Genomic DNA, 21,541 nt, shown 5'->3' with positions numbered 1-21,541 from the left:
CCTCCCTGAGGGCCCGCGAGCACCCGGTGCGCCCCGGCCCGCTGTCGATGCTAGCGGCTGCCCCCGGGCGCTCGCGGGCCGGGCGCGGGGGCCGCTGGGCTAGGATGGGACGGATTCCACCACCGTCGGCGCACCGCCGGGTCCCTGTGATGCCCGGGTGCACCCACGCGACCGCCCGCCGCCCGCTCCGGGGCCGGCGGCGGTCCACCACCGCGAAGGCGAGGACCGTGACCGAACAGCAGCACACGACCGAGAGCACCGGATACGACTTCCGCGCCATCGAGGCGGCGTGGCCGTCGTTCTGGGCGGAGCAGAAGGTCTACGAGCCGCTCGACGACGGCTCCCGGGAGCGGCGCTACGTGCTCGACATGTTCCCGTACCCCTCGGGGGACCTGCACATGGGCCACGCCGAGGCGTTCGCGATGGGCGACGTCGTGGCCCGGTACTGGCGCCAGCGCGGCTACGACGTGCTGCACCCGATCGGCTGGGACTCCTTCGGGCTGCCGGCCGAGAACGCCGCCATCAAGCGTGACGCGCACCCGGCGGAGTGGACCTACGCCAACATCGAGACGCAGAAGGCCTCGTTCCAGCGCTACGCCATCAGCGCGGACTGGACCCGGGAGATCCACACCTCCGACCCCGAGTACTACCGGTGGACGCAGTGGCTGTTCCTGCAGTTCCACGCCAAGGGCCTGGCCTACCGGAAGAACTCCCCGGTGAACTGGTGCCCCAAGGACCAGACGGTGCTGGCCAACGAGCAGGTCGTCAACGGCGCGTGCGAGCGCTGCGGCACCCCGGTGACGAAGAAGGCCCTGAACCAGTGGTACTTCAAGATCACCGACTACGCGGACCGTCTGCTCGACGACATGGCCGCGCTCGAGGGCCACTGGCCCGAGCGGGTGCTGGCCATGCAGCGCAACTGGATCGGCCGCTCGGAGGGCGCCCACGTGCGCTTCGCCATCGAGGGAGCCGGCGAGGACGGCGCCGACCGCCAGGTCACCGTGTTCACGACCCGCCCCGACACCCTCCACGGCGCCACGTTCTTCGTGGTCGCCGCCGACGCCGAGCTGGCCGGGGAGATCGTCGCCCCCGAGCACGCCGAGGAGCTCGCCGCCTACCGCGAGCAGGTCAAGGCGCTCTCCGACATCGAGCGCCAGGCCACCGACCGGCAGAAGACCGGGGTGTTCCTGGGCCGCCACGCGGTGAACCCGCTGACGGGGGAGAAGCTGCCCGTGTGGGCCGCCGACTACGTGCTGGCCGACTACGGCACCGGCGCGATCATGGCCGTGCCCGCCCACGACCAGCGCGACCTCGACTTCGCCCGCACCTTCGACCTGCCCGTGCGCGCGGTCCTGGACACCGGCGAGGAGGACCCGGCCGTGACCGGGATCGCCACCACGGGCGAGGGCACCCTGATCAACTCCGGCGAGCTGGACGGGCTGGAGAAGGCGCAGGCCATCGAGCGGGCCATCGGCATCGTGGAGGCCGCCGGCACCGGCAATCGGCAGGTCAACTTCCGCCTGCGCGACTGGCTGCTGTCCCGGCAGCGCTTCTGGGGCGCTCCCATCCCGATCGTGCACTGCCCGGCCTGCGGGGAGGTGCCCGTGCCCGAGGAGCAGCTGCCCGTGCGCCTGCCCGACGACCTGCGCGGGGAGCAGCTCGCACCCAAGGGCCGCTCCCCGCTGGCCACGGCCGAGGACTGGGTCAACGTCGAGTGCCCCGCCTGCGGCGGACCGGCCCTGCGCGACACCGACACCATGGACACGTTCGTGGACTCCTCCTGGTACTACCTGCGCTTCGCGTCCCCCGACGACGAGAACGCCGCGTTCGACCTCGAGCAGACCCGCAAGTGGCTGCCCGTGGACCAGTACGTGGGCGGGGTGGAGCACGCCATCCTGCACCTGCTCTACTCCCGGTTCTTCACCAAGGTCCTGTTCGACCTCGGTCTGGTGGACTTCACCGAGCCGTTCAAGGCGCTGCTGAACCAGGGGCAGGTGCTCAACGGGGGCAAGGCGATGTCCAAGTCCCTGGGCAACGGCGTGGACCTGGGCGAGCAGCTGGACGAGTTCGGCGTCGACGCCGTGCGGCTGACCATGGTCTTCGCCTCCCCGCCCGAGGACGACGTGGACTGGGCGGACGTGTCCCCGCAGGGCTCCCAGAAGTTCCTGGCCCGGGCCTGGCGCCTGGCCCAGGACGTCACGAGCGCGCCCGGGGCCGACCCGGCCTCCGGGGACCAGGGCGTGCGCCGCGCCGCCCACCGGGCCGTGGACGACGCCGGGCAGCTGCTGGACGCGGGGAAGTTCAACGTGGTCGTGGCCAAGACCATGGAGCTGGTCAACGTGGTCCGCAAGGCCATCGACTCCGGCTGCGGTCCGGCCGACCCGGCCGTGCGGGAGGCCGTCGAGGCCGTCGCGGTGGTCCTCTCGCTCGTGGCCCCGTACACCGCCGAGGACATGTGGCACACCCTGGGCCACGCGGGCTCCGTCGTGGTGGCCGGCTGGCCCGAGGTGGACCCGGCCCTGCTGGTGGACGACACCGTGACCGCCGTGGTGCAGATCAAGGGCAAGGTCCGGGACCGGCTCGAGGTCCCGGCGGACATCGCCGAGGACGCCCTGCGCGAGCTCGCCCTGGCCTCGGAGACGATCCGCCGCCAGCTGGGCGACGCCGAGATCCGCAAGGTGATCGTGCGTGCGCCCAAGCTGGTGAACATCGTCGCCTGAGCCGGCCCCGCCCGTGCGCAGCCCCGGCCGGCGGATCGCGGTGGTGACCGACGACGCCGCCGTGCGGGCGGGCGGGCTCGAGGTGGTCGGGATGCCCGTCGCGATCGACGGTCACCCCGTCCCCGGCGCGGACGGGGAGCACGACGGCGTCCCGCCGGCGCTGCTGCTGGCGCTGGCCGAAGGACGGCCCGTCACGACCTCGCGGCCCTCGCCGGGACGGTTCCAGGCCGTCTACCGGCGTCTGCAGGAGGCCGGGTACGAGGGGATCGTCTCCGTGCACCTGTCCGGGGAGCTGTCCGGGACGGTGGACTCCGCCCGGCTCGCGAGCCGGGCCGTGGACGTGCCCGTGACCGTCGTCGACTCCCGGACCGTGGCCATGGCCCAGGGCTTCGGGGTGCAGGCGGCGTGGCGCGCCGCCGGCACCGGGGCCGGGCCGGAGGAGGTCGCCGCCGCGGCCCGGGACGGCGCCCGCGACGACCCGCTGCTGCTGTGGGTGCCGTCCCTGGAGACCCTGCGCCGGGGCGGGCGGATCGCCCCTGGTCCGGCGGTGCTCGGCGCGGTGCTGAGGATCGAACCGCTGCTCACCGTCGACGGCGGACGGCTCGTGGCCGTGGAACGTCCCCGGACCCCGTCTCGGGCGAGGGCCCGGTTCTCGGCGCTCGTGGGGGAGGCGCTGGCCGCCTCCGCCCACGCGCACCCCGTGCTGGTCCTGCACCACCTCGGCGACGAGGACGGGGCGCGCGAGCTGGGCGCGGCCGTGGCCCGGGACCACCGGCCCGACGCGGTCCTGGTCGTCTCCCCGCTGCCGCCGGTGCTCGCCGCGCACGTCGGTCTCGGCGCCCGCGCGGCGGTCGTGCAGGGCCCCACGGCGCGGCCCGGTTCCCGCCCGGTCCGCGGCCGGCGCTGACCCGGCACCCGCCCTCCCCAGGCGCGGGCCTGCCGCGGGCGGTCCCCACCGGGCCCCGGACCGACCCCGCGGTCCGTCCGGCCGGGGTGGGCTGGAGCCATGACCGGCACCGTGCCCCGCGGCCGAGACCGCACACCCTCCGCCCCGCCCGACCCGACGACCTCCTCCGGGCACCCGGGCCGGCCCGGCCTGCCCGCCGAGCGGCTGGCCGCGCTCCTCGCCGAGGCCGCGTCCGGAACGCGTCCCGCTCCGGGGCCCGGTCCGGACGACGGGGCCGCGACCCGGAAGGGCCCGGACCACGGGACCGGCCCCGGGAGAGGAACCGGGGGAGGAGCCGGCGCGGCGAGCACGACCGGCGCCGGCAGCGGCGCAGGCGTCGACAGCGATGCGGGCACCCGCGGGGGAGCGGCGGGGCCCGGCCCGCGCGGGGCGGACGCGCCCGCCCGCCCGGACGCCGCCCACCGCTGGGAGACCGCCGCCCGGACCCGGGTCCCGCGGTCCCTGCTCGTGCTCGCGGCCGCCGCGGTGGCCGGGCTCGGGTGGGCCGTCCTCGGCCCCGGAGGCCCCGAGGAGGACGCCGGCGGGGAGACCGCCCTCGCCGAGGTCGGGGTCTCCGCGGCCCCCGCGCCGTCCGCGGGCAGCCCCGCCCCGGTGGCCGGCGGCGCCCCCGGAGGCGGTGCGGGGGCCGCGGCCTCCTCGGCCCCCGGGAGCGACGGACCCCTGCACGTGCACGTCGCCGGAGAGGTGGCCCGGCCCGGTGTCGTGGAGCTCGCACCCGGAGCCCGGGTGGTGGACGCGGTCGAGGCCGCGGGCGGGCTCACGGACGCCGCGGCGGACACGGTGAACCTCGCCTCGCCGTTGACCGACGGCCAGCAGGTGCTCGTCCCGGACGAGAGCGCCGCACCCCCGGCGGGCACCCCGGCGCCGGCCGTTCCGTCGGCGGGCGGGACGGACGCCGCCGCGGCCGGCGGGACGGACGCCGCCGCGGCCGGCGGCACCGGCGCCGCGGCCCCCGGCGGCACCTTGAACCTGAACACCGCCAGCGCCGCGGAGCTCGAGGCACTGCCCCGGGTCGGCCCGGTGCTGGCCGGGCGGATCGTGGAGTTCCGCGACCAGCACGGCGGCTTCGCCGCCGCGACCGATCTCGACGCCGTGCCGGGCATCGGCCCCACCCTGCTGGAGGCCCTCCTCCCGCTGGTGACCGTGTGAGGAACCCCGCCGCCCGCTGGGCGCGGGCCCTGGAGCACCAGGAGCACCGCGACGCCCGTGCTCAGGGCCGCACGTGGGACCTCCGGCTCGTCCCCGCCGCCGTGGGCGCCTGGCTCACCGGACTGCTCGGCACCCACCTCACCCCGGCAGGCACCGCGGCCGCCGCGGCCGGGTACCTCGCCGCCCTGGTCCTGGCCGCCGTCCTGCTCCGGGTCGTCCTCCTCCGGGCCGGTCTCGTCCGGGCCGGTCTCGTCCGGAGCGGGGTCCGTGCCCCGACGGCCGCCCGGCCGGACCGGGCGCCGCACGGGCCGCCCTGGTCGAGCGTCGCGCTCAGCGCCCTGGCGATGGCCGCCGTGCTGCTCAGCGCCTCCGCCGACCGGCACGGCAGCACCTCCGGCGCCCTGGGCGAGGCCCTGGCCGGCGGAGGGCGCCTGGTCGTCACCGCCGACGTGGCCGAGGGGCCCCGCCCGTGGACCGCCCCCGCCGCCGGCCCCGCCGGGAAGGACCGCGCCGGGGTGGTGCTCGAGCTCGCCCTGCACGAACTCACCCACCGCGGCCGCACCGGGCCCGCCGAGGCCACGGTCACCGTCTTCGCCGACGGCCCCGCCTGGTCCGCGCTGACCCCCGGCCGGCGGATCACCGCGGTGCTCGTGGCGACCGGCGAGCCGGTCCCCGGGCCCGTGACCCTGCGCGCCGCCGCCCCGCCCACCGTCCTCCCGGCGGCCCCGCCCACGGCGCGGGACCGGGTGCGGGGACGCTTCCTGCTCAGCACCGCGGAACTCGGCCCCGACGCCGCCGGACTGCTCCCGGGCATGACCTTCGGCGAGCGCTCCGCCCTCGGCCGGGAGCTGGAGCAGGCGATGCGGGACACCGGGCTGACCCACCTGACGGCCGTCTCGGGCGCCAACTGCGCGCTCGTCACGGCCCTGGCCGGCCACGCCGCGCTGGCCCTCGGCGCCCGCCGCCGCAGCTGCCTGCTCACCGGCCTCGGTGCCCTGGCCGCCTTCGTGCTGCTCGTGGGCCCCGACCCCTCCGTGCTGCGCGCCGCGACCATGGGCGGGCTGGCCGCGCTCGGCCTGCTGACCGGGCGCACCGCCGTGTCCCTCGCCACGCTCTCCGGCGCCGTGCTCGTGCTCGTCGTGCTCCACCCGGCCCTCGCCGCCGAGTACGGCTTCGTCCTGTCGGTGCTGGCCACCGCCGGGATCGTCGTCACCGCCCGGCCCCTGACCCGGTGGCTCGGCCGGTGGATGCCGGACGCGCTGGCGCTCACGGTCGCGGTCCCGGCCACGGCCCAGCTGTGGTGCGCGCCGGTGCTCGTGCTGCTGCAGCCCGCCGTGCCCGTCTACGCCCTGGCCGCCAACGTCGTGGCCGCGCCGGTCGTGCCGGCGGTGACCGTGTGCGGGCTCGCGGGGCTGCTCGTGCTGCACCTGCCGGCCGGGGACACCGCGGCCCTCGTGCCGCTCACCGTGGGCGGCTGGGGCACCCAGCTGATCGCCGGGACCGCCCGCACCCTGGCCGCGGCCCCCGGCGCCCTGGTCCCGTGGCCGGCCGGCGCCCCCGGAGCCGTGCTGATGGCGGCGGCGAGCGCAGCGGCGGTGGGGGCCGTGCACCTGCTGGACGTGCGTCGGCGCCGCCCCCGGCCGGTGGCCGGTGCCCTGCGCGGGGGACCGGCCCCTCCGGCGTTGCCGGAGCAGCACTGGCGGGAGCGCGACCGCCGGCGGCGACGGCGGCGCACGGCGACGGGGGCGCTGCTGCTGGTCGTGCTGGCCGGGCTGGTCCTGCGCGCCGTCACGGAGGCCCGCCGACCGGCGCCCCCGTGGGAGGCGGTGCTGTGCGACGTGGGGCAGGGTGACGCCGTGCTGCTGCGCACCGCCCCCGGGCGGGCCGTGCTCGTGGACACGGGCCCGGACCCGCGGGCGCTGCAGCGGTGCCTGGAGGACAGCGGGGTGGACCACCTCGACCTGGTGGTCCTCACCCACGCCCACGCCGACCACATCGGGGGGCTGGCCGCCGTGGCGCGGCTCGGGGGCGCGGGGGAGATCTGGTACGCCACCGCCGACCCGGACCCGCCGCGGGAGCTGGGCGAGGACCTGCCCGGCGCGGCGGCCCACCGCCCGCCGCCCGCGCAGACCCGCACCGTGGGCGGTCTGCGCCTGACCGTCCTCGCCCCGGCGCCGGCCGCCCCGCGCCGGTGGGGCGGCGCGTCCTCCGCCGAGGAGAACAACGCCTCCCTGGTGCTGCGCGCCGAGCTCACCGGGTCGGACGGGAGCACGACGTCCTGGCTGCTCGCCGGCGACCTCGAGGAGCAGGGCGCCCGGGCCCTGCTGCGCTCCGCCGGGGCGCAGCTGGACGTGGACGTGCTCAAGGTCTCCCACCACGGCGCCCGCAACGGCGGGACCGCGATCATCGACGCGGCCACCCCGGCGCTGGCGGTGGTCTCGGTGGGCCGGGACAACGACTACGGGCACCCGCACCCGCAGATCCTGGGCCACCTCCGGGAGGCCGGGGTGCCGCTCGTGCGCACCGACCAGCACGGCAGCGTGCGCCTGCTGCGGGAGGGCGCCCGGCTGCGCGCGCTGCCCGTCGACGGCTAGCGCGGTGGGACGCGCGGTCCCCTCCCGGGCCCTCCCCGCCCGGGCCCTCCCCGCCCGGGCCCTTCCCGCTCCGGGGCGCCGGGCGGCGTCAGCCGGCGCGGATCACCTTGTGCGGTGCGGCCTGGGCCACGGGCTTGATGGTGACGGTGTCCAGGTCCACGTGGTGGGGCAGCTCCACGGCGAAGGCGCACACCTGGGCCACGTCCGCCGCGGTCAGCGGCTTCTCGACGCCCGCGTACACCGCATCCGCGGCCTCCTGGTCCCCGCCCAGCCGGTTGAGGGAGAACTCCTCCGTGTGCACCAGCCCGGGGGCGATCTCCACCACGCGCACGTTGTGCTCGGCCTCCTCCAGGCGCAGCGCCTCCGTCATCGCCCGCTCGGCGAACTTCGCCGCGTTGTAGCCGGCCCCGCCCTCGTAGGCCCGGTGGGCGGCCAGGGAGGTGAGGTTCAGCACCGTGCCCTGTCCGTTGCCCCGCAGCGCCGGCAGGAAGGCCCGGGTGATCCGCATCGTGCCGAGCACGTTGACCTCGTACATCCAGGCCCAGTCCTCCGTGCTCGCGTCGGCCACCCGGTCGGTGCCGCGGGCCCCGCCGGAGATGTTCAGCAGCGCGTCGACCCGGCCCTGCTCGGTGAGCACCTGCTCCCGCAGGGCCTCCACCTCGTCGTCGACGGTGATGTCGCACGGGGCCGGCACGGCCCCGGTCTCCCGGGCCAGGGCCTCCAGCCGCTCGGCGCGGCGGGCCACCGCGTAGACGGTCCAGCCGGCGGCGCGGAGCCGACGGGCGGTGGCCTCCCCGATCCCGGTCGAGGCCCCGGTGACGACCGCGACCTTCCCGGTGTGCGTGCCGGTGCTCTGCTCTTCGGTGCTCGTGTTCTGCGTCATGGACCCCACGCTAGCGAGCCGCGGGGCCGATCGGGGACCGCGCCGCGATGTCGGCCACCGTCGGGTCGCCGCCGGGCAGCTGCCGGGTCGCCGGGTCGCCGGGGCGCCGTCGGGCCACCGGTGTCCCGCCCCCGTGAGAAACTGGGGGCGACCCCACCCGCGGCCGCCCGGCCGTCAGCACAGGAGGACGCGGCCATGACCCCAGCACGGCGCCCCGCACCCGCCGCCGGCCCCACCTGGCGCGACGTCGAACCGGCCCCGCTCGTCCTGCTCACCGGGCCGGAGGACTACCTCGCCGCCCGCGCCCGCGACCGGGTCCGCGCGCTCCTCAAGGACCGCCGCGGGCCCGTGGAGCTCTCCACGGTCGACGCCGCCGCCTACGCCCCCGGTCAGCTCACCGCCCTGGCCAGCCCGTCCCTGTTCGACGACGCCAAGCTGATCCACGTCACCAACCTCGCGGCCATGAACGACGACTGCCTGGCCGACGGCCTCGCCTACGTCCAGGCCCCGGACCCGGACGTCGTCGTGCTCTGGGAGCACAGCGGCGGCAACCGCGGCAAGAAGCTGCTCGACGCGCTCAAGGCCGCCGGCGCCGCCGTGGTGGAGTGCAAGCCCCTGAAGAACGACCGCGACAAGTCCGAGTTCATCGTCACGGAGTTCCGCACCCACCGCCGCCGGATCGAACCGGACGCCGCCCGGGCCCTGGCGGCGGCGGTCGGCAGCAGCACGGCGGAGCTCGCCGCCGCGTGCGCGCAGCTGCTCTCGGACGGGCCGGAGAGCATCACCTTCGACGACGTCGAGAAGTACTACGGCGGCCGGGTCGAGGCCACCGCGTTCAAGGTCGCCGACGCCGCCCTGGCCGGCCGCGCCGAGAACGCGCTCAAGCTCTGGCGCCAGGCCCTGGACACCGGCGTGGACCCCGTGCCCATGGTCGGGGCGCTGGCCGCCAAGCTGCGCACCATCGCGCAGGTGCACGGCACCCGCGGCGGCGCCGGCCAGCTCGCGCAGCGGATCGGCGCCGCCCCGTGGCAGGTCGAGCGGGCGCAGGAGGAGTCGCGCCGCTTCTCCGAGGAGGACCTGGTGCGCGCCCTGCGGGCGCTGGCCGAGGCCGACGCCCAGGTGAAGGGGGAGGGGCGGGACCCGGCCTACGCCGTGGAGCGGGCGATCACCACGATCGCGCTGTCCGGGCGCCGCTGAGCCGCCGGCGGCAGCCGCGCCCGGTGAAGGTGCCCGGGTGGCCGCCCGGGCACGACGGAGGCCCCGTCCCTGCGCGGGACGGGGCCTCCGGTGCGGCGATCGCGGGAACGCGGATCAGATCTTGGCGACCAGCTTGGCCAGACCGGACTTCTTGTTCGCCGCGTTGTTCTTGTGCAGCACGCCCTTGCTGACGGCCTTGTCGAGCTTGCGGGAGACGACGCGCAGCGCGTCCTGGGCGGTCTGCTTGTCCGAGGCGCTGACGGCCTCGTCGACGCGGCGGACGAGCGTCTTCAGCTCGGACTTGTAGGCGTTGTTGCGCAGGCGCGCCTTCTCGTTCGTGAGGTTGCGCTTCTTCTGGGACTTGATGTTGGCCACGTGTGACTCCTTGGCAATGGGTGCGGAATACGGTCAGTGAGGGCAAACAGGCCGGCCATGTGACTGAGTGGGAGTGGGGACGCCCGTGTGGCGACCGCCCTGCAGTGCCCGACGACCAGCGCGGACACACAGCAGAAGAGTCTAGCAGACCGCACCCGGTCGTCGGGCGGCGGCGACACGCGCCCGGCCGGGAGCCCGGGGAGTTCAGCCGCGCCGGCGGACGAGCCGCGCGGCCACCCGGTCGAACAGGTCCTCGGGCAGGACCGCGCCCTCCCGGCGCACGTCCGCAGGCAGCACCCGGACCACGCGGTCGAGCTTGACCTCGGAGGGCCGGCCCCGGGGGTCCCACGGTCCCGCACCGACGTCCACGTAGTCGGGGTCCTGCCCGAGCCCGTCGGTGCGGTCCCGGGAGGTGAGCATCAGGCACAGCAGGTGGTCCCCGGCGCGGTCCACGACCAGCACGGGCCGGTCCTTGCCGCGGCGGTGGTCCTCCTCGAAGGGCACCCACGTCCAGACGATCTCGCCGGGGTCGGCCTGGCCGTCCGACAGGGGGCGGTAGACGGGGCGGACCGGTCCGGTCCAGTCGCCCGGGTAGGGGCGGGAGAGCCCCGCGGGGCGGCCCTCGCCGGCCCGCGGCGGCGCGGCGGGCCGGGGCCGGGCGGCACGGTGGTAGACGTCCACGGCGCGGGCGGCGAGCCGCCGCAGGGCGCCCAGGTTCAGCCTCATGCGCCCCACTCTAGCCACCGGTCCAGCCACCGGGCGGAGGTCGTCGCCGTCAGGGGCGGGGGCGCGGCGCGGAACGAAATGGCCCCCCACCGGCAAACGTGGGAAACTGGACAGCTGAATCCCCCCGGCGCGATCCACCCGCCGGTAGCCCCAGGACCTGCCGGAAGCGACGACCTCCCGGAGAAAGGACCGCCCGTGTCACCGCTGGCCGTCAACCCCCCGGTTCCCGCCTCGACCGACCCGTCGATCCTGCGCAACTTCTGCATCATCGCCCACATCGACCACGGCAAGTCCACGCTGGCGGACCGCATGCTGCAGGCCACGGGCGTGGTGACGCCGCGGGAGATGAAGGCGCAGTACCTGGACCGGATGGACATCGAGCGCGAGCGCGGGATCACGATCAAGTCCCAGGCCGTGCGGATGCCCTGGAACGTGGACGGCCAGGACTTCGCCCTGAACATGATCGACACCCCCGGCCACGTCGACTTCACCTACGAGGTCTCCCGGTCCCTGGCCGCCTGCGAGGGCGCGCTGCTGCTGGTGGACGCCGCCCAGGGCATCGAGGCCCAGACCCTGGCCAACCTGTACCTGGCCATGGAGAACGACCTCACGATCATCCCGGTGCTGAACAAGATCGACCTGCCCGCGGCCCAGCCCGAGAAGTACGCCCAGGAGCTGGGCAACCTCATCGGCGTGGAGCCCGACGACGTGCTGCGGGTCTCCGGCAAGACCGGGGAGGGCGTGGAGGCGCTCCTGGACCGGATCGTCCAGGAGGTCCCGCACCCCGTGGGCCGGGCCGACGCCCCGTCGCGGGCGATGATCTTCGACTCCGTCTACGACACCTACCGCGGCGTGGTCACCTACGTCCGTGTGGTCGACGGGAAGCTCACCCCGCGGGAGCGGATCCGGATGATGTCCACCGGCGCCCAGCACGAGCTGCTGGAGATCGGCGTCATCTCCCCCGAGCCGAAGCCCACCGAGGGCCTGGGCGTGGGGGAGGTGGGCTACCTGATCACCGGCGTCAAGGACGTGCGCCAGTCCCGCGTGGGCGACACCGTGACCAACCACCAGCGCCCGGCGACCGAGAACCTGGGCGGCTACGAGGACCCCAAGCCGATGGTCTTCTCGGGCCTGTTCCCGATCGACGGCTCCGACTACCCGGTCCTGCGCGACGCCCTGGACAAGCTCCAGCTCAACGACGCCGCGCTGGTCTACGAGCCGGAGAACTCCGCGGCCCTGGGCTTCGGCTTCCGCTGCGGGTTCCTGGGCCTGCTCCACCTGGAGATCGTCCGGGAGCGCCTGGAGCGGGAGTTCAACCTCGACCTGATCTCCACCGCCCCGTCCGTGAGCTACAACGTCACCCTGGAGGACCGCTCCGAGCGGGTCGTCACGAACCCCTCCGAGTTCCCCGAGGGGAAGATCGCCGAGATCCGCGAGCCCATGGTCGCCGCCACGGTGCTGGCGCCCTCGGAGTTCATCGGCGCCATCATGGAGCTGTGCCAGTCCAAGCGCGGGCAGCTCAAGGGCATGGACTACCTCTCCGAGGACCGGGTCGAGCTGCGCTACCGGCTGCCGCTGGCCGAGATCGTCTTCGACTTCTTCGACCAGCTGAAGTCCCGCACCAAGGGCTACGCGTCCCTGGACTGGAAGGCCGAGGGCGAGGAGGCCGCCGACCTCGTCAAGGTGGACATCCTGCTGCAGGGCGAGCCGGTCGACGCGTTCAGCGCGATCACCCACCGGGACAAGGCCTACTCCTACGGGGTGATGATGACCGGCAAGCTGCGCGAGCTCATTCCGCGCCAGCAGTTCGAGGTCCCCATCCAGGCCGCCATCGGCTCCCGGGTGATCGCGCGCGAGAACATCCGGGCCATCCGCAAGGACGTGCTCTCCAAGTGCTACGGCGGCGACATCTCCCGCAAGCGCAAGCTGCTGGAGAAGCAGAAGGAGGGCAAGAAGCGGATGAAGATGGTGGGCCGCGTGGAGGTCCCCCAGGAGGCGTTCGTGGCGGCGCTGTCCTCCGACGAGGCCGGGGCGAAGGACAAGAAGAAGTAGTGGCCCCCGCCCAGCCCGAGGGCCTGCCCGCACCGCTGGACGGGCGGCTGCCGGCCTCCGCCGCCGAGGGCTCCGCCGAGCGCACGCTCAGTCTCTACGTGCACGTGCCGTTCTGCGCGGTCCGCTGCGGGTACTGCGACTTCAACACCTACACGGCCGTGGAACTGGGCGACGGGGTGTCCCAGGACGCCTACGCCGCCGACGCCGCCGCGGAGGTGCGCTGGGCCCGCCGGGTGCTGCAGGACTCCGGCGTGGACGCCCGGCCCCTGCACAGCGTGTTCTTCGGCGGCGGCACCCCCACGCTGCTGCCCGCCGAGGATCTGGCCGCCGTCCTGGCGCAGGCCCGGGAGAGCTTCGGCCTCGCCGAGGGCGCCGAGGTCACCACCGAGGCCAACCCGGACTCGGTGACCCCGCGGTCCCTGCGGGTCCTCGCGGAGGCCGGAGTGACCCGGGTGTCCTTCGGCATGCAGTCCGCGGCCCCGCACGTGCTCGCCGTCCTGGACCGCACCCACGACCCCGACAACGTGCCGCGGGCGGTCGCCTGGGCGCGCGAGGCGGGACTGGGCGTGAGCGTGGACCTGATCTACGGCACCCCCGGGGAGACCCTGGCCGACTGGGAGCACTCGCTGCGCACGGCCGTGGCCTACGAGCCCGACCACGTCTCGGCCTACTCGCTGATCATCGAGGACGGCACCCGGCTGGCCGCCCGGATGCGGCGCGGGGAGGTCCCGCCCGTGGACGAGGACGACCAGGCCGACAAGTACGAGCTGGCCGACCGGATCCTGGGGGAGGCCGGCTTCGAGTGGTACGAGGTGAGCAACTGGTCCCGGCCCGCCCGCGGCGCCGACGCCCGGGCCCACCGCAGCCGGCACAACCTCGCGTACTGGCACAACCAGGACTGGTGGGGGATCGGCCCCGGCGCCCACTCGCACGTGGGCGGGACGCGCTGGTGGAACCTCAAGCACCCGGTGCCCTACACGAACCGGGTGCGGGCCGGGGAGTCCCCCGCGGCCGGGCGGGAGATCCTCGACGCGGACACCCGCCACCTCGAGCGCGTGATGCTCGAGGCGCGGATCCGGGACGGCCTGCCCGTGGCGGCCCTGGACGGCGACGGGCGCACCGCGGTGGCGGGTCTGATCGCCGACGGCCTCGTCGAGCCCGGGCCGGCGCTGCGCGGGACGCTGGTGCTGACCCTGCGGGGCCGGCTCCTGGGCGACGCCGTGGTGCGGCGCCTGCTGAGCTGACCGGCCAGGACGACCCCGCCGGGCCCGGCGGCGGGTGCCTCAGCGGCGGGCGGCGCGCTCCCGCGACCGCTCGCGCAGCTTCTCGGCGAGCCGGTCGTACAGCCGGGTGTTGAACCGGTAGAGGTACGGCTCCCCGTGGTTGACCCGGATCCCGCCGGCCAGGGAGCCGACGGCCAGCAGCAGCCACGCGGCGGCGGCCGCGAGCGCGAAGAACCAGCCGACGAACGGGACGGGCGCGAGCAGCACGCCGGCGACCACCACGAGCGTGGGCAGCAGGGTGAAGTTCATCGCCTCCCGCGACTCCTGCTCGGTGAACCTGCCCCGGCCGCGGAAGACGCGGTGGATGAGGAACGAGGGCACGAAGCCGACCACCCCGGCGAAGTGCGCCAGGGTCGCCCACTGGTGGTCCTCGGCGACGGTGAGCGGCTGCGCCACGGGGGAGAGGCCCTCGAACGGGGCCTCGGCGTTCTCGTGGCTCGATCGGGGGTCGGTCTGCACGGGCACGGAAGTCCTTCGGGGGTGGGACCGCGGCACGGCTGCGGTCGACGGATGGCGTGGCTCGATTCTACCGGCCGGTTCGGAAGTTGCACGGGGCCCGCCCGCCCACGTGTGCCTGTGTGACGTGACGTCGGTCGCGCCCGCCCAGGACGGGCTCAGGCCCCCGGGGCGGTGAGGAAGTCGATGAGCTCCTCGACCCGCCCCAGGAGCGCCGGCTCGAGGTCGGCGTAGCTGTCCACCCGTGAGAGGATGTGCTGCCACGCCCGGCCGAGGTCCCCGGGGGTGCGGTGCGGCCAGCCGAGGGCCGCGGCGGTGCCGGTCTTCCAGTCGGTGCCCCGCGGGACCACGGGCCAGGCCTCGACGCCGAGGACCCGGGGCCGGACCGCCTGCCAGATGTCCACGTACGGGTGGCCCAGCACCAGCACGTTGCCGGGCGCCCCGGGCAGGCGCATCGTCCGCTCGGCGATCCGGGACTCCTTGGAGCCGGGCACGAGGTGGTCCACGAGGATGCCCAGCCGCCGGCCCGGGCCCGGCCCGAACTCCTGCACCGCCGCCGGCAGGTCGTCGACGCCGTGCAGCGGCTCCACGACGATGCCCTCGACGGCCAGGTCGTGCCCCCAGACCTTGGCCACGAGCTCGGCGTCGTGGTACCCCTCGACCCAGACGCGGGAGGCCCTGGCGGTGCTGGCCCGCAGCCCCTCCACGGCCACGGAGCCGGAGCGGGTGCGCCCGGGACGCTTCGCCGCCGGGGCCCGGCGGGGCTCCACGACGACGACGGGCTCGCCCTCCAGCAGGAAGCCCGGTCCGAGCGGGAACGCCTTGACCCGGCCGCGGCGGTCCTCCAGGCCCATGACCCGCATCCCGCCGATCGTCTCCAGGGACACGACCGCCCCGACCCAGCCGGTGGTGACGTCCTCCAGGAGCAGCCCGGGGGCGACCGGCACCTCCGCGGAGGCCGGCTTCCGCCGGGAGAGGCCCGCGTCGTCGAGGCTGCGCGGCCCCCAGCCGTAGTCGCTCATGCTCGTCCTCCCGGTCGCGGTCCCGCCCGTCCGGCGCGGATCAGCCGGAAGCGTACCAAACCGGGCGGGCAGGACCGGGGGTCGGACACGGGGGCTACACTGGATCGCGCTGGCACTGTGGCCGCCCGAGTGCCAGGCGGCCCGGGTGCCGAGGAGACGACGGGGAGGAGCGACGTGAACCATCCGAGACGACTGCAGATCCTGCAGGCCATCGTGGAGGACTACGTGCACTTCCAGGAGCCCGTGGGCTCCAAGGCCCTCGTGGAGCGGCACCGGCTCGGTGTCTCCTCGGCCACCGTGCGCAACGACATGGCCGCGCTCGAGGAGGAGGGCCTGATCACGGCCCCCCACACGAGCTCGGGCCGGATCCCGACCGACAAGGGCTACCGGACCTTCGTGGACCAGATCGCGGCCGTCAAGCCGCTCTCCGGCCCGGAGCGCCGGGCCATCCAGAGCCTGCTCGACGACGCCGCGGACATCGACGACGTCATGGAGCGCACCGTGCGCCTGCTCGCCCAGCTCACCCACCAGGTGGCCGTCGTGCAGTACCCGCACGCGTCCGGGGTGACGGTGCGCCACGTGGAGGTCGTCGACCTCGGCGCGGGCCGGGTGCTCGTGGTGCTCATCCCCACCAACGGACGGGTCGCCCAGCGCGTGGCCGTGCTGCCCGCCCCCCTGGAGGAGGCGCAGCTGCTCGAGCTGCGCGCCCGGGTGCTGGCCGCGGCCGTCGGCCGCTCCCTGGCCGCGGTGCCCGCGGCGCTCGTGGCGATGACCGCCGACATGGCGCCCCCGCTGCGCCCGGCCGCGGAGACGGTGGCCGAGGTCGTCGGGGCCCTGGCCACGGGCGGGGCCGAGCACCGCATGGTCATGGCCGGCACCGCCAACCTGGCCCGCGCCACCGGGGACTTCCACCTGAGCATCGGTCCCGTCCTGGAGGCGCTCGAGGAGCAGGTCGTCATGCTCCGGCTGCTCTCCGAGATGGAGCAGGACGCCCGCGGCGTGGCCGTGCGCATCGGCGCGGAGAACGCCGCGGGGCCCCTGTCCGAGGCGGCGGTCGTCGCCACCGGCTACGGGCCCCAGTCCAAGGTCGGGGTCGTGGGCCCCATGCGCATGGACTACCCGTCCACGATGGCGGCCGTGCGCGCCGTCGCCCGCTACCTCTCCCGTATCCTCGGGGGCTGAGCCCCCGCGGGCCCCGGCGCCGGGGCCCGGCACCAGAACTCCCACCAGACCTCTCGACAGAACGGACCACGGTGAGCAATCACTACGAGACCCTGGGTGTGTCCCGCGACGCCAGCCAGGAAGAGATCAAGAAGGCCTATCGGAAGAAGGCCCGCAAGCTGCACCCGGACGTCAACCCCAGCCCCGAGGCCGCGGAGGAGTTCAAGCGCGTCTCCCACGCCAACGACGTCCTCGCCGACCCCGAGAAGCGGCGCGTGTACGACGCCACCGGCAACGAGAACGGCACCGACACCGGCTTCGGCGGCGGGTTCCCGGGCACCGGCTTCGGCTTCCAGGACATCTTCGACACCTTCTTCCAGGGCGCCGGCGGCTCCGGGGCGGGCCGGCGCGGGCCCGCCTCCCGCACCCGCCAGGGCCAGGACGCGCTGATCAACGTGCGCGTGTCCCTCAAGGACGCGGTCTTCGGCACCGAGAAGAAGATCACCGTGGACACCGCGGTGGTCTGCCCCACCTGCAACGGCAGCTGCTGCCAGGAGGGCACCCGCCCGGAGACCTGCGAGGTCTGCCACGGCGCCGGCCAGGTCCAGCGCCAGGTGCAGTCCATCCTCGGGACCGTGGTGACCGCGGCTCCCTGCGCCACCTGCGACGGCTTCGGCACGGTCATCAAGCACCCCTGCCACGAGTGCTACGGCGAGGGCCGGGTGCGCGACCGGCGCCCGCTGACCGTCAAGATCCCGGCCGGGGTGTCCTCCGGCAACCGGATCCGCCTCTCCGGCCAGGGCGAGGCGGGCACGGCCGGCGGCCCCAACGGGGACCTCTACGTCGAGCTCAAGGTCGACCCGGACCCGACCTTCGAGCGGCAGGGCGACGACCTGCACGCCAGGGTGCGCGTGCCCATGACCTCCGCGGCGCTGGGCACCACCGTGACCCTCGAGACCTTCGACGGGGAGCGCGACGTGCCGGTGGCCCCGGGCACCCAGACGGGCCACACGGTCACCCTGCACGACCTCGGCGCCACGCGGCTGCGCGGCGGCGGCCGCGGTGAGCTCTACGTCCACCTGGAGGTCGAGACGCCCACGGGGCTCGACGACGAGCAGCGCGAGCTGCTGGAGCAGCTCTCCCGGCTGCGCGGGGAGGAGCAGGCCACCGGCACCACGCTGAACAGCCCCGCCGGCTCCGGCGGGTTCTTCTCGCGGCTCAAGGACCGCTTCGACCTGTGAGCCTGCCCGTCTTCAAGGTGGAGCCCGGCCGGCTCGACGGGCTCGGCCCGGGCGCGGTGCTCTCCGTCACCGGGCCGGAGGCCCGCCACGCCGTCACCGTGCGCCGCCTCGGTCCCGGGGAGCGCCTCGAGCTGGTCGACGGCGCGGGCGCGCGGGCGACCGGGGAGCTGGTCGCCGCCGGGAGGGACAGCATGGACGTGCGCCTGGCCGCGGTGAGCGCGGACCCGCTCCGCCGGCCCCGGCTGGTGCTCGCCCAGGCGCTGGCCAAGGGAGAGCGCGACCTCCTCGCCGTCGAGACGGCCACCGAGCTGGGCGTCGACGCGGTGGTGCCGTGGCAGGCGGAGCGCTCCATCGTGCGGTGGAAGAAGGAGCGTGCCGCCAAGAGCCACGACAAGTGGGTGCACACCGTGGCGGCCGCCGCCAAGCAGTCCCGCCGGGCGCACTGGCCCGAGGTCCTGCCGCTGAGCACCACCCGTGAGCTGGCCGCTCTGCTGGGGCGGCCGGGCACGGCCGGGGTCGTGCTGCACGAGCAGGCCCGGGACTCCCTCGCGGGACTGCTCGGCGGTCCGCACCGGCCCTGGGAGGCGGCGGAGCGGATCGTGCTCGTCGTCGGCCCGGAGGGCGGCATCGCCCCGGGCGAGCTCGAGGCCCTGGCCGGCGCCGGGGCGCGGACGCTGCGTCTCGGGCCCGAGGTGCTGCGCAGCTCCACCGCCGGCCCGGTCGCCCTGGCCGTGCTCAGCGCCGCGCTGGGCCGCTGGGACGGCGCCCCCGGCTGAGCCGGGTCGCCCCGCACACGTCCCGGCGGGCCCGGCCGCTCAGCGCGGGACGACCTCCACGGCGCCGTCGTCGCGCACGGTCCCGCCCTCGGCGTCCCGGCCCGTGACCGTCACCTCGTACCGGCCGGGGGCCAGCTCGACCTCCGTGCGGAACCCGACCGTCCCGTCGTCGCGTGCGGTGGTGCGCACCGCGCCGCCGGCGACCGTCGCCCCGTCCTCGTCGAGGACCGCCCACCGGCAGTCGGCCACGCCCTCCAGGGCCCGGCCGGAGATCTCGACGGCGCCCTCGGGGTGCGGGCCCTCCCGGGGGTCCAGCAGCCACAGGGGCGCCTCCAGGCTCCCGTCGGGGCGCAGGGGCTCGTCGAGCCGGACGGAGCCGAAGACCTCCTCCCGGGCCCTCCCGTCCACGAGCACCACCACCTCGGGCTCGGCGTTCTGCGGCAGCAGCCCCGTGCTGCTCGCCGTGGCCGTCACGGTGTGGGCGAGCTGCTGGAGCGCCAGGCGCGCGTCCTGCTCGTCCAGGCCGGCGCGGAAGGCCTCGGCGGGCAGGTCGACGGTGATCGTGCCGTCCGGGGACGTGGAGCTGCCCACCTGGTCCACCGGGGACCAGAGGGTGCGGTAGCCGGGGTCCTGGGGCGCGGCGGTGGTCAGCAGCCCGGCCGCTGCCGCGATGGGGTCCACGGCCGTCGGGCCCTCGGCGGCGTCCCGGAACTCGCGGAACAGCCGCTGCTCCCCGTCGGCCGCCCCCACCCAGTAGACCGGGACCTTCGTGGTGGCGACCGCGCTGCTGCTGCCGCCGGCGGCGCCGGAGCCGCTGCTCGCCGGGCCGGGCGCGGCGGCAGCCGCGGAGACGGGCGCCGTGCCGGAGGCGGGAACGGCGTCGTGGGGCGCCGGCCCGGCCCCCGGGGCGCACCCGGCGAGGACGAGGAGGCAGGCCGTGGACAGCGCGACCGCGCGGCGGCGGGCGCCCCCGGTGGGGGGCCGGAACAGGTCAGGGGCCATGGGGGGACGCGCACCTCGTCTCTGCGGGGTCGGTGGGGGATGCCGGTGCGGCCGGCCGGGGGCCGCACCCGTCCCCCTGCCGGAGGACCCGACCATTCCAGCACAGCGTCCCGGGGCCCCACGCCCGGAACGGCCGCGCCACCGTGACCGATACCAAATCGGAATCTCCGCACCGGCGGGCCCGGGCGCCGGGGCCGCGCGGTACCCTGGTAGCAGGGCCGGCCCCCGCGGGGCGCCCGCCGCCGCACCACGGTGCCCGCACCGGCACCCGCACCGGCACCCGCACCGAAGCACAGCACCCATCGAGAGAGCGAGAGCACGGCCCCACGGGCCGCACCCATGACTGAGACGCTGCCCGGCACCACGCGCCCACTGACGGCCCGCACCGTCATCACCTTTCCCGACCGCGAGACCATGGTCCGCTGCCTCGGCTCCGGGGACGACACCCTGCGCCAGGTCGAGACGGCCTTCCCCGGCCTCTCGACCCGCCCGCGGGAGCTGGAGCTCGGCATCGAGGGCCCGAGCGGCCCCGTGCAGATCGCCGCGACGCTCTTCGACGAGCTCAAGGTCCTCGCCGGGCGCGAGACCGCGATCACCCCCCAGGTGATCACGCAGCTGCTCGAGCTCATCGGCCGCGACCTCTCCGCCCGGCCCAGCGGAGCGCTGACCCAGAACATCCTCTCCAGCCGGGGCCGCAAGATCCGGCCCAAGACCCTGCACCAGAAGTCCTACGTCGACGCCATCGACGAGCACACCGTGGTGTTCGGCATCGGCCCGGCCGGCACGGGCAAGACCTACCTGGCCATGGCCAAGGCCGTCCAGGCGCTGCAGGCCAAGGAGGTCTCCCGGATCATCCTCACGCGCCCGGCCGTGGAGGCGGGGGAGCGTCTCGGGTTCCTGCCGGGGACGCTGAGCGAGAAGATCGACCCGTACCTGCGCCCGCTCTACGACGCGCTGCACGACATGATGGACCCGGAGTCCATCCCGCGGCTCATGGAGGCGGGCACGATCGAGGTGGCCCCCCTCGCGTACATGCGCGGGCGGACCCTCAACGACGCGTTCATCATCCTCGACGAGGCGCAGAACACCACGCCCGAGCAGATGAAGATGTTCCTCACCCGCCTGGGCTTCGGCTCGAAGATGGTGATCACCGGCGACGTCACCCAGGTGGACCTGCCCGGGAGCGCCTCCTCCGGGCTGCGCCAGGTCCAGCACGTGCTCGGCGGCGTCCAGGACGTCGCGTTCACCGAGATGACCGCGGAGGACGTCGTGCGCCACGAGCTGGTGAGCCGCATCGTCAGCGCCTACGACGCCTTCGACACCACCAACCGGCGGCGCAACGAGCGCCGGGAGCGCAAGGAGAGCACGCGGGCGGCACGGGCCGCCGAGAGCGGTGCGGCCCCCGAGGACGGGGAGCGCGCCTGATGGCCGTCGAGTTCGACCTCCAGGCCGACCCCGAGGACGTGCCGGCCGCGGACCGCGCGGCGTGGGCCGCCGTCGACGTCGAGCTGCTGGGCCGGCTCGCCGAGCACGTCCTGCGGCGGCTGCACGTGCACCCCGACGCGGAGCTGTCGATCGCGGTCGTCGGCGAGGAAGAGATGGCGCGCCTGCACGTCGAGTGGATGGACCTGCCCGGCGCCACGGACGTGCTGTCCTTCCCCATGGACGAGCTGCGCCCCGGCACCCCGGAGGAGCCCGCGGAGGGGACCCTCGGCGACATCGTGCTGTGCCCGCCGGTGGCCCGCCGCCAGGCCGAGGCCGCCGGGCACTCGGTCGCGGACGAGCTGTGCCTGCTCACCACCCACGGGATCCTGCACCTGCTGGGCCACGACCACGCCGAGCCCGACGAGCGGCGCGTCATGTTCGCCCTGCAGCGGGACCTGCTCACCGACTTCCTCGGCCGGCCCGCCCCGGTCGAGACCATGGAGTAGCGCCCC

Annotated in this window: 18 protein-coding genes; 12 read left to right on the top strand and 6 right to left on the bottom strand. The window is 75.6% G+C overall.

Features of this window, described 5'->3' with window-relative positions; translation table 11 throughout:
- The first annotated feature begins 227 nt into the window (after window positions 1–227).
- From leuS to AYX06_RS02655, 4 genes are all read left to right on the top strand, one after another.
- A complete protein-coding gene (gene leuS / locus AYX06_RS02670; protein ID WP_062736835.1) occupies window positions 228–2,720 on the top strand; it encodes a leucine--tRNA ligase in 2,493 nt (830 codons plus the stop codon).
- A 13-nt stretch (window positions 2,721–2,733) separates the two neighbouring features.
- On the top strand, window positions 2,734–3,627 hold the full coding sequence (locus tag AYX06_RS02665; RefSeq protein ID WP_062734211.1) for a DegV family protein: 894 nt from the start codon (window positions 2,734–2,736) through the stop codon (window positions 3,625–3,627).
- Between the two features lie 99 nt (window positions 3,628–3,726).
- Window positions 3,727–4,836, top strand: a complete 1,110-nt coding sequence (locus AYX06_RS02660; protein WP_062734209.1) for a ComEA family DNA-binding protein — start codon at window positions 3,727–3,729, stop codon at window positions 4,834–4,836.
- Window positions 4,833–7,430 (top strand): ComEC/Rec2 family competence protein, encoded by a 2,598-nt coding sequence (locus AYX06_RS02655; protein WP_062734207.1) that lies wholly within the window; start codon window positions 4,833–4,835, stop codon window positions 7,428–7,430. Before AYX06_RS02660 ends, AYX06_RS02655 begins: the two co-directional genes overlap by 4 nt.
- An 88-nt stretch (window positions 7,431–7,518) precedes the next feature.
- Here the strand turns inward: AYX06_RS02655 and AYX06_RS02650 are convergent, their stop codons facing one another.
- Window positions 7,519–8,313 (bottom strand): SDR family oxidoreductase, encoded by a 795-nt coding sequence (locus tag AYX06_RS02650; protein WP_062734205.1) that lies wholly within the window; start codon window positions 8,311–8,313, stop codon window positions 7,519–7,521.
- A 195-nt stretch (window positions 8,314–8,508) separates the two neighbouring features.
- Between AYX06_RS02650 and holA the strand changes: the two genes are divergently transcribed.
- Window positions 8,509–9,510 carry a DNA polymerase III subunit delta gene (holA, locus tag AYX06_RS02645; RefSeq protein WP_062734203.1) on the top strand — a complete coding sequence of 334 codons (1,002 nt, stop codon included), beginning with the start codon at window positions 8,509–8,511 and terminating at the stop codon, window positions 9,508–9,510.
- A 114-nt stretch (window positions 9,511–9,624) separates the two neighbouring features.
- Here holA and rpsT read toward each other — a convergent pair whose 3' ends face one another.
- The gene (gene rpsT, locus AYX06_RS02640) at window positions 9,625–9,885 is read right to left on the bottom strand and encodes a 30S ribosomal protein S20 (RefSeq protein WP_062734200.1); all 261 of its coding nucleotides are present in this window, start codon (window positions 9,883–9,885) and stop codon (window positions 9,625–9,627) included.
- Between the two features lie 204 nt (window positions 9,886–10,089).
- Entirely contained in the window at window positions 10,090–10,611 is a 522-nt protein-coding gene (locus tag AYX06_RS02635) for a type II toxin-antitoxin system PemK/MazF family toxin (RefSeq protein ID WP_062734198.1), read from the bottom strand.
- 195 nt (window positions 10,612–10,806) lie between these two features.
- On the opposite strand from AYX06_RS02635, the gene lepA reads away from it, so the two are divergent.
- Both lepA and hemW read left to right on the top strand, forming a co-directional pair.
- Window positions 10,807–12,663, top strand: a complete 1,857-nt coding sequence (gene lepA / locus AYX06_RS02630; protein ID WP_062734196.1) for a translation elongation factor 4 — start codon at window positions 10,807–10,809, stop codon at window positions 12,661–12,663.
- Window positions 12,663–13,907, top strand: coding sequence for a radical SAM family heme chaperone HemW (gene hemW / locus AYX06_RS02625; protein WP_062734194.1), 1,245 nt, complete (start codon window positions 12,663–12,665; stop codon window positions 13,905–13,907). Before lepA ends, hemW begins: the two co-directional genes overlap by 1 nt.
- Before the next feature lie 39 nt (window positions 13,908–13,946).
- Here the strand turns inward: hemW and AYX06_RS02620 are convergent, their stop codons facing one another.
- The gene (locus tag AYX06_RS02620; RefSeq protein WP_062734191.1) at window positions 13,947–14,411 is read right to left on the bottom strand and encodes a DUF4870 domain-containing protein; all 465 of its coding nucleotides are present in this window, start codon (window positions 14,409–14,411) and stop codon (window positions 13,947–13,949) included.
- Between the two features lie 149 nt (window positions 14,412–14,560).
- Complete coding sequence (locus AYX06_RS02615) at window positions 14,561–15,424, bottom strand: DUF3097 domain-containing protein (RefSeq protein ID WP_062734190.1); 864 nt, start codon at window positions 15,422–15,424, stop codon at window positions 14,561–14,563.
- A 174-nt stretch (window positions 15,425–15,598) separates the two neighbouring features.
- Between AYX06_RS02615 and hrcA the strand changes: the two genes are divergently transcribed.
- From hrcA to AYX06_RS02600, 3 genes are all read left to right on the top strand, one after another.
- The gene (hrcA, locus tag AYX06_RS02610; protein WP_062734189.1) at window positions 15,599–16,606 is read left to right on the top strand and encodes a heat-inducible transcriptional repressor HrcA; all 1,008 of its coding nucleotides are present in this window, start codon (window positions 15,599–15,601) and stop codon (window positions 16,604–16,606) included.
- 71 nt (window positions 16,607–16,677) lie between these two features.
- Window positions 16,678–17,826 (top strand): molecular chaperone DnaJ, encoded by a 1,149-nt coding sequence (gene dnaJ, locus AYX06_RS02605; protein ID WP_062734188.1) that lies wholly within the window; start codon window positions 16,678–16,680, stop codon window positions 17,824–17,826.
- The gene (locus AYX06_RS02600) at window positions 17,823–18,602 is read left to right on the top strand and encodes a 16S rRNA (uracil(1498)-N(3))-methyltransferase (protein WP_062734185.1); all 780 of its coding nucleotides are present in this window, start codon (window positions 17,823–17,825) and stop codon (window positions 18,600–18,602) included. The genes dnaJ and AYX06_RS02600 overlap by 4 nt, the downstream gene beginning before the upstream one ends.
- Window positions 18,603–18,641: 39 nt before the next feature.
- On the opposite strand, the gene AYX06_RS02595 is transcribed toward AYX06_RS02600, so the two are convergent.
- Entirely contained in the window at window positions 18,642–19,604 is a 963-nt protein-coding gene (locus AYX06_RS02595; protein ID WP_062734183.1) for a GerMN domain-containing protein, read from the bottom strand.
- Window positions 19,605–19,943: 339 nt separating this feature from the next.
- Here AYX06_RS02595 and AYX06_RS02590 point away from each other — a divergent pair, with 339 nt between their 5' ends.
- Together AYX06_RS02590 and ybeY are read left to right on the top strand one after the other, a co-directional pair.
- Window positions 19,944–21,029: a PhoH family protein gene (locus AYX06_RS02590; RefSeq protein WP_062734181.1), complete on the top strand. Its 1,086-nt coding sequence runs from the start codon at window positions 19,944–19,946 to the stop codon at window positions 21,027–21,029.
- Window positions 21,029–21,535, top strand: a complete 507-nt coding sequence (ybeY, locus tag AYX06_RS02585; RefSeq protein ID WP_062734179.1) for an rRNA maturation RNase YbeY — start codon at window positions 21,029–21,031, stop codon at window positions 21,533–21,535. The genes AYX06_RS02590 and ybeY overlap by 1 nt, the downstream gene beginning before the upstream one ends.
- Window positions 21,536–21,541 lie beyond the last annotated feature (6 nt).

It is taken from the genome of Kocuria turfanensis, from assembly GCF_001580365.1.
In the GTDB taxonomy this organism is placed as follows: Bacteria; Actinomycetota; Actinomycetes; order Actinomycetales; family Micrococcaceae; genus Kocuria; species Kocuria turfanensis.
This window is presented reverse-complemented; position numbering and strand designations above follow the sequence as displayed.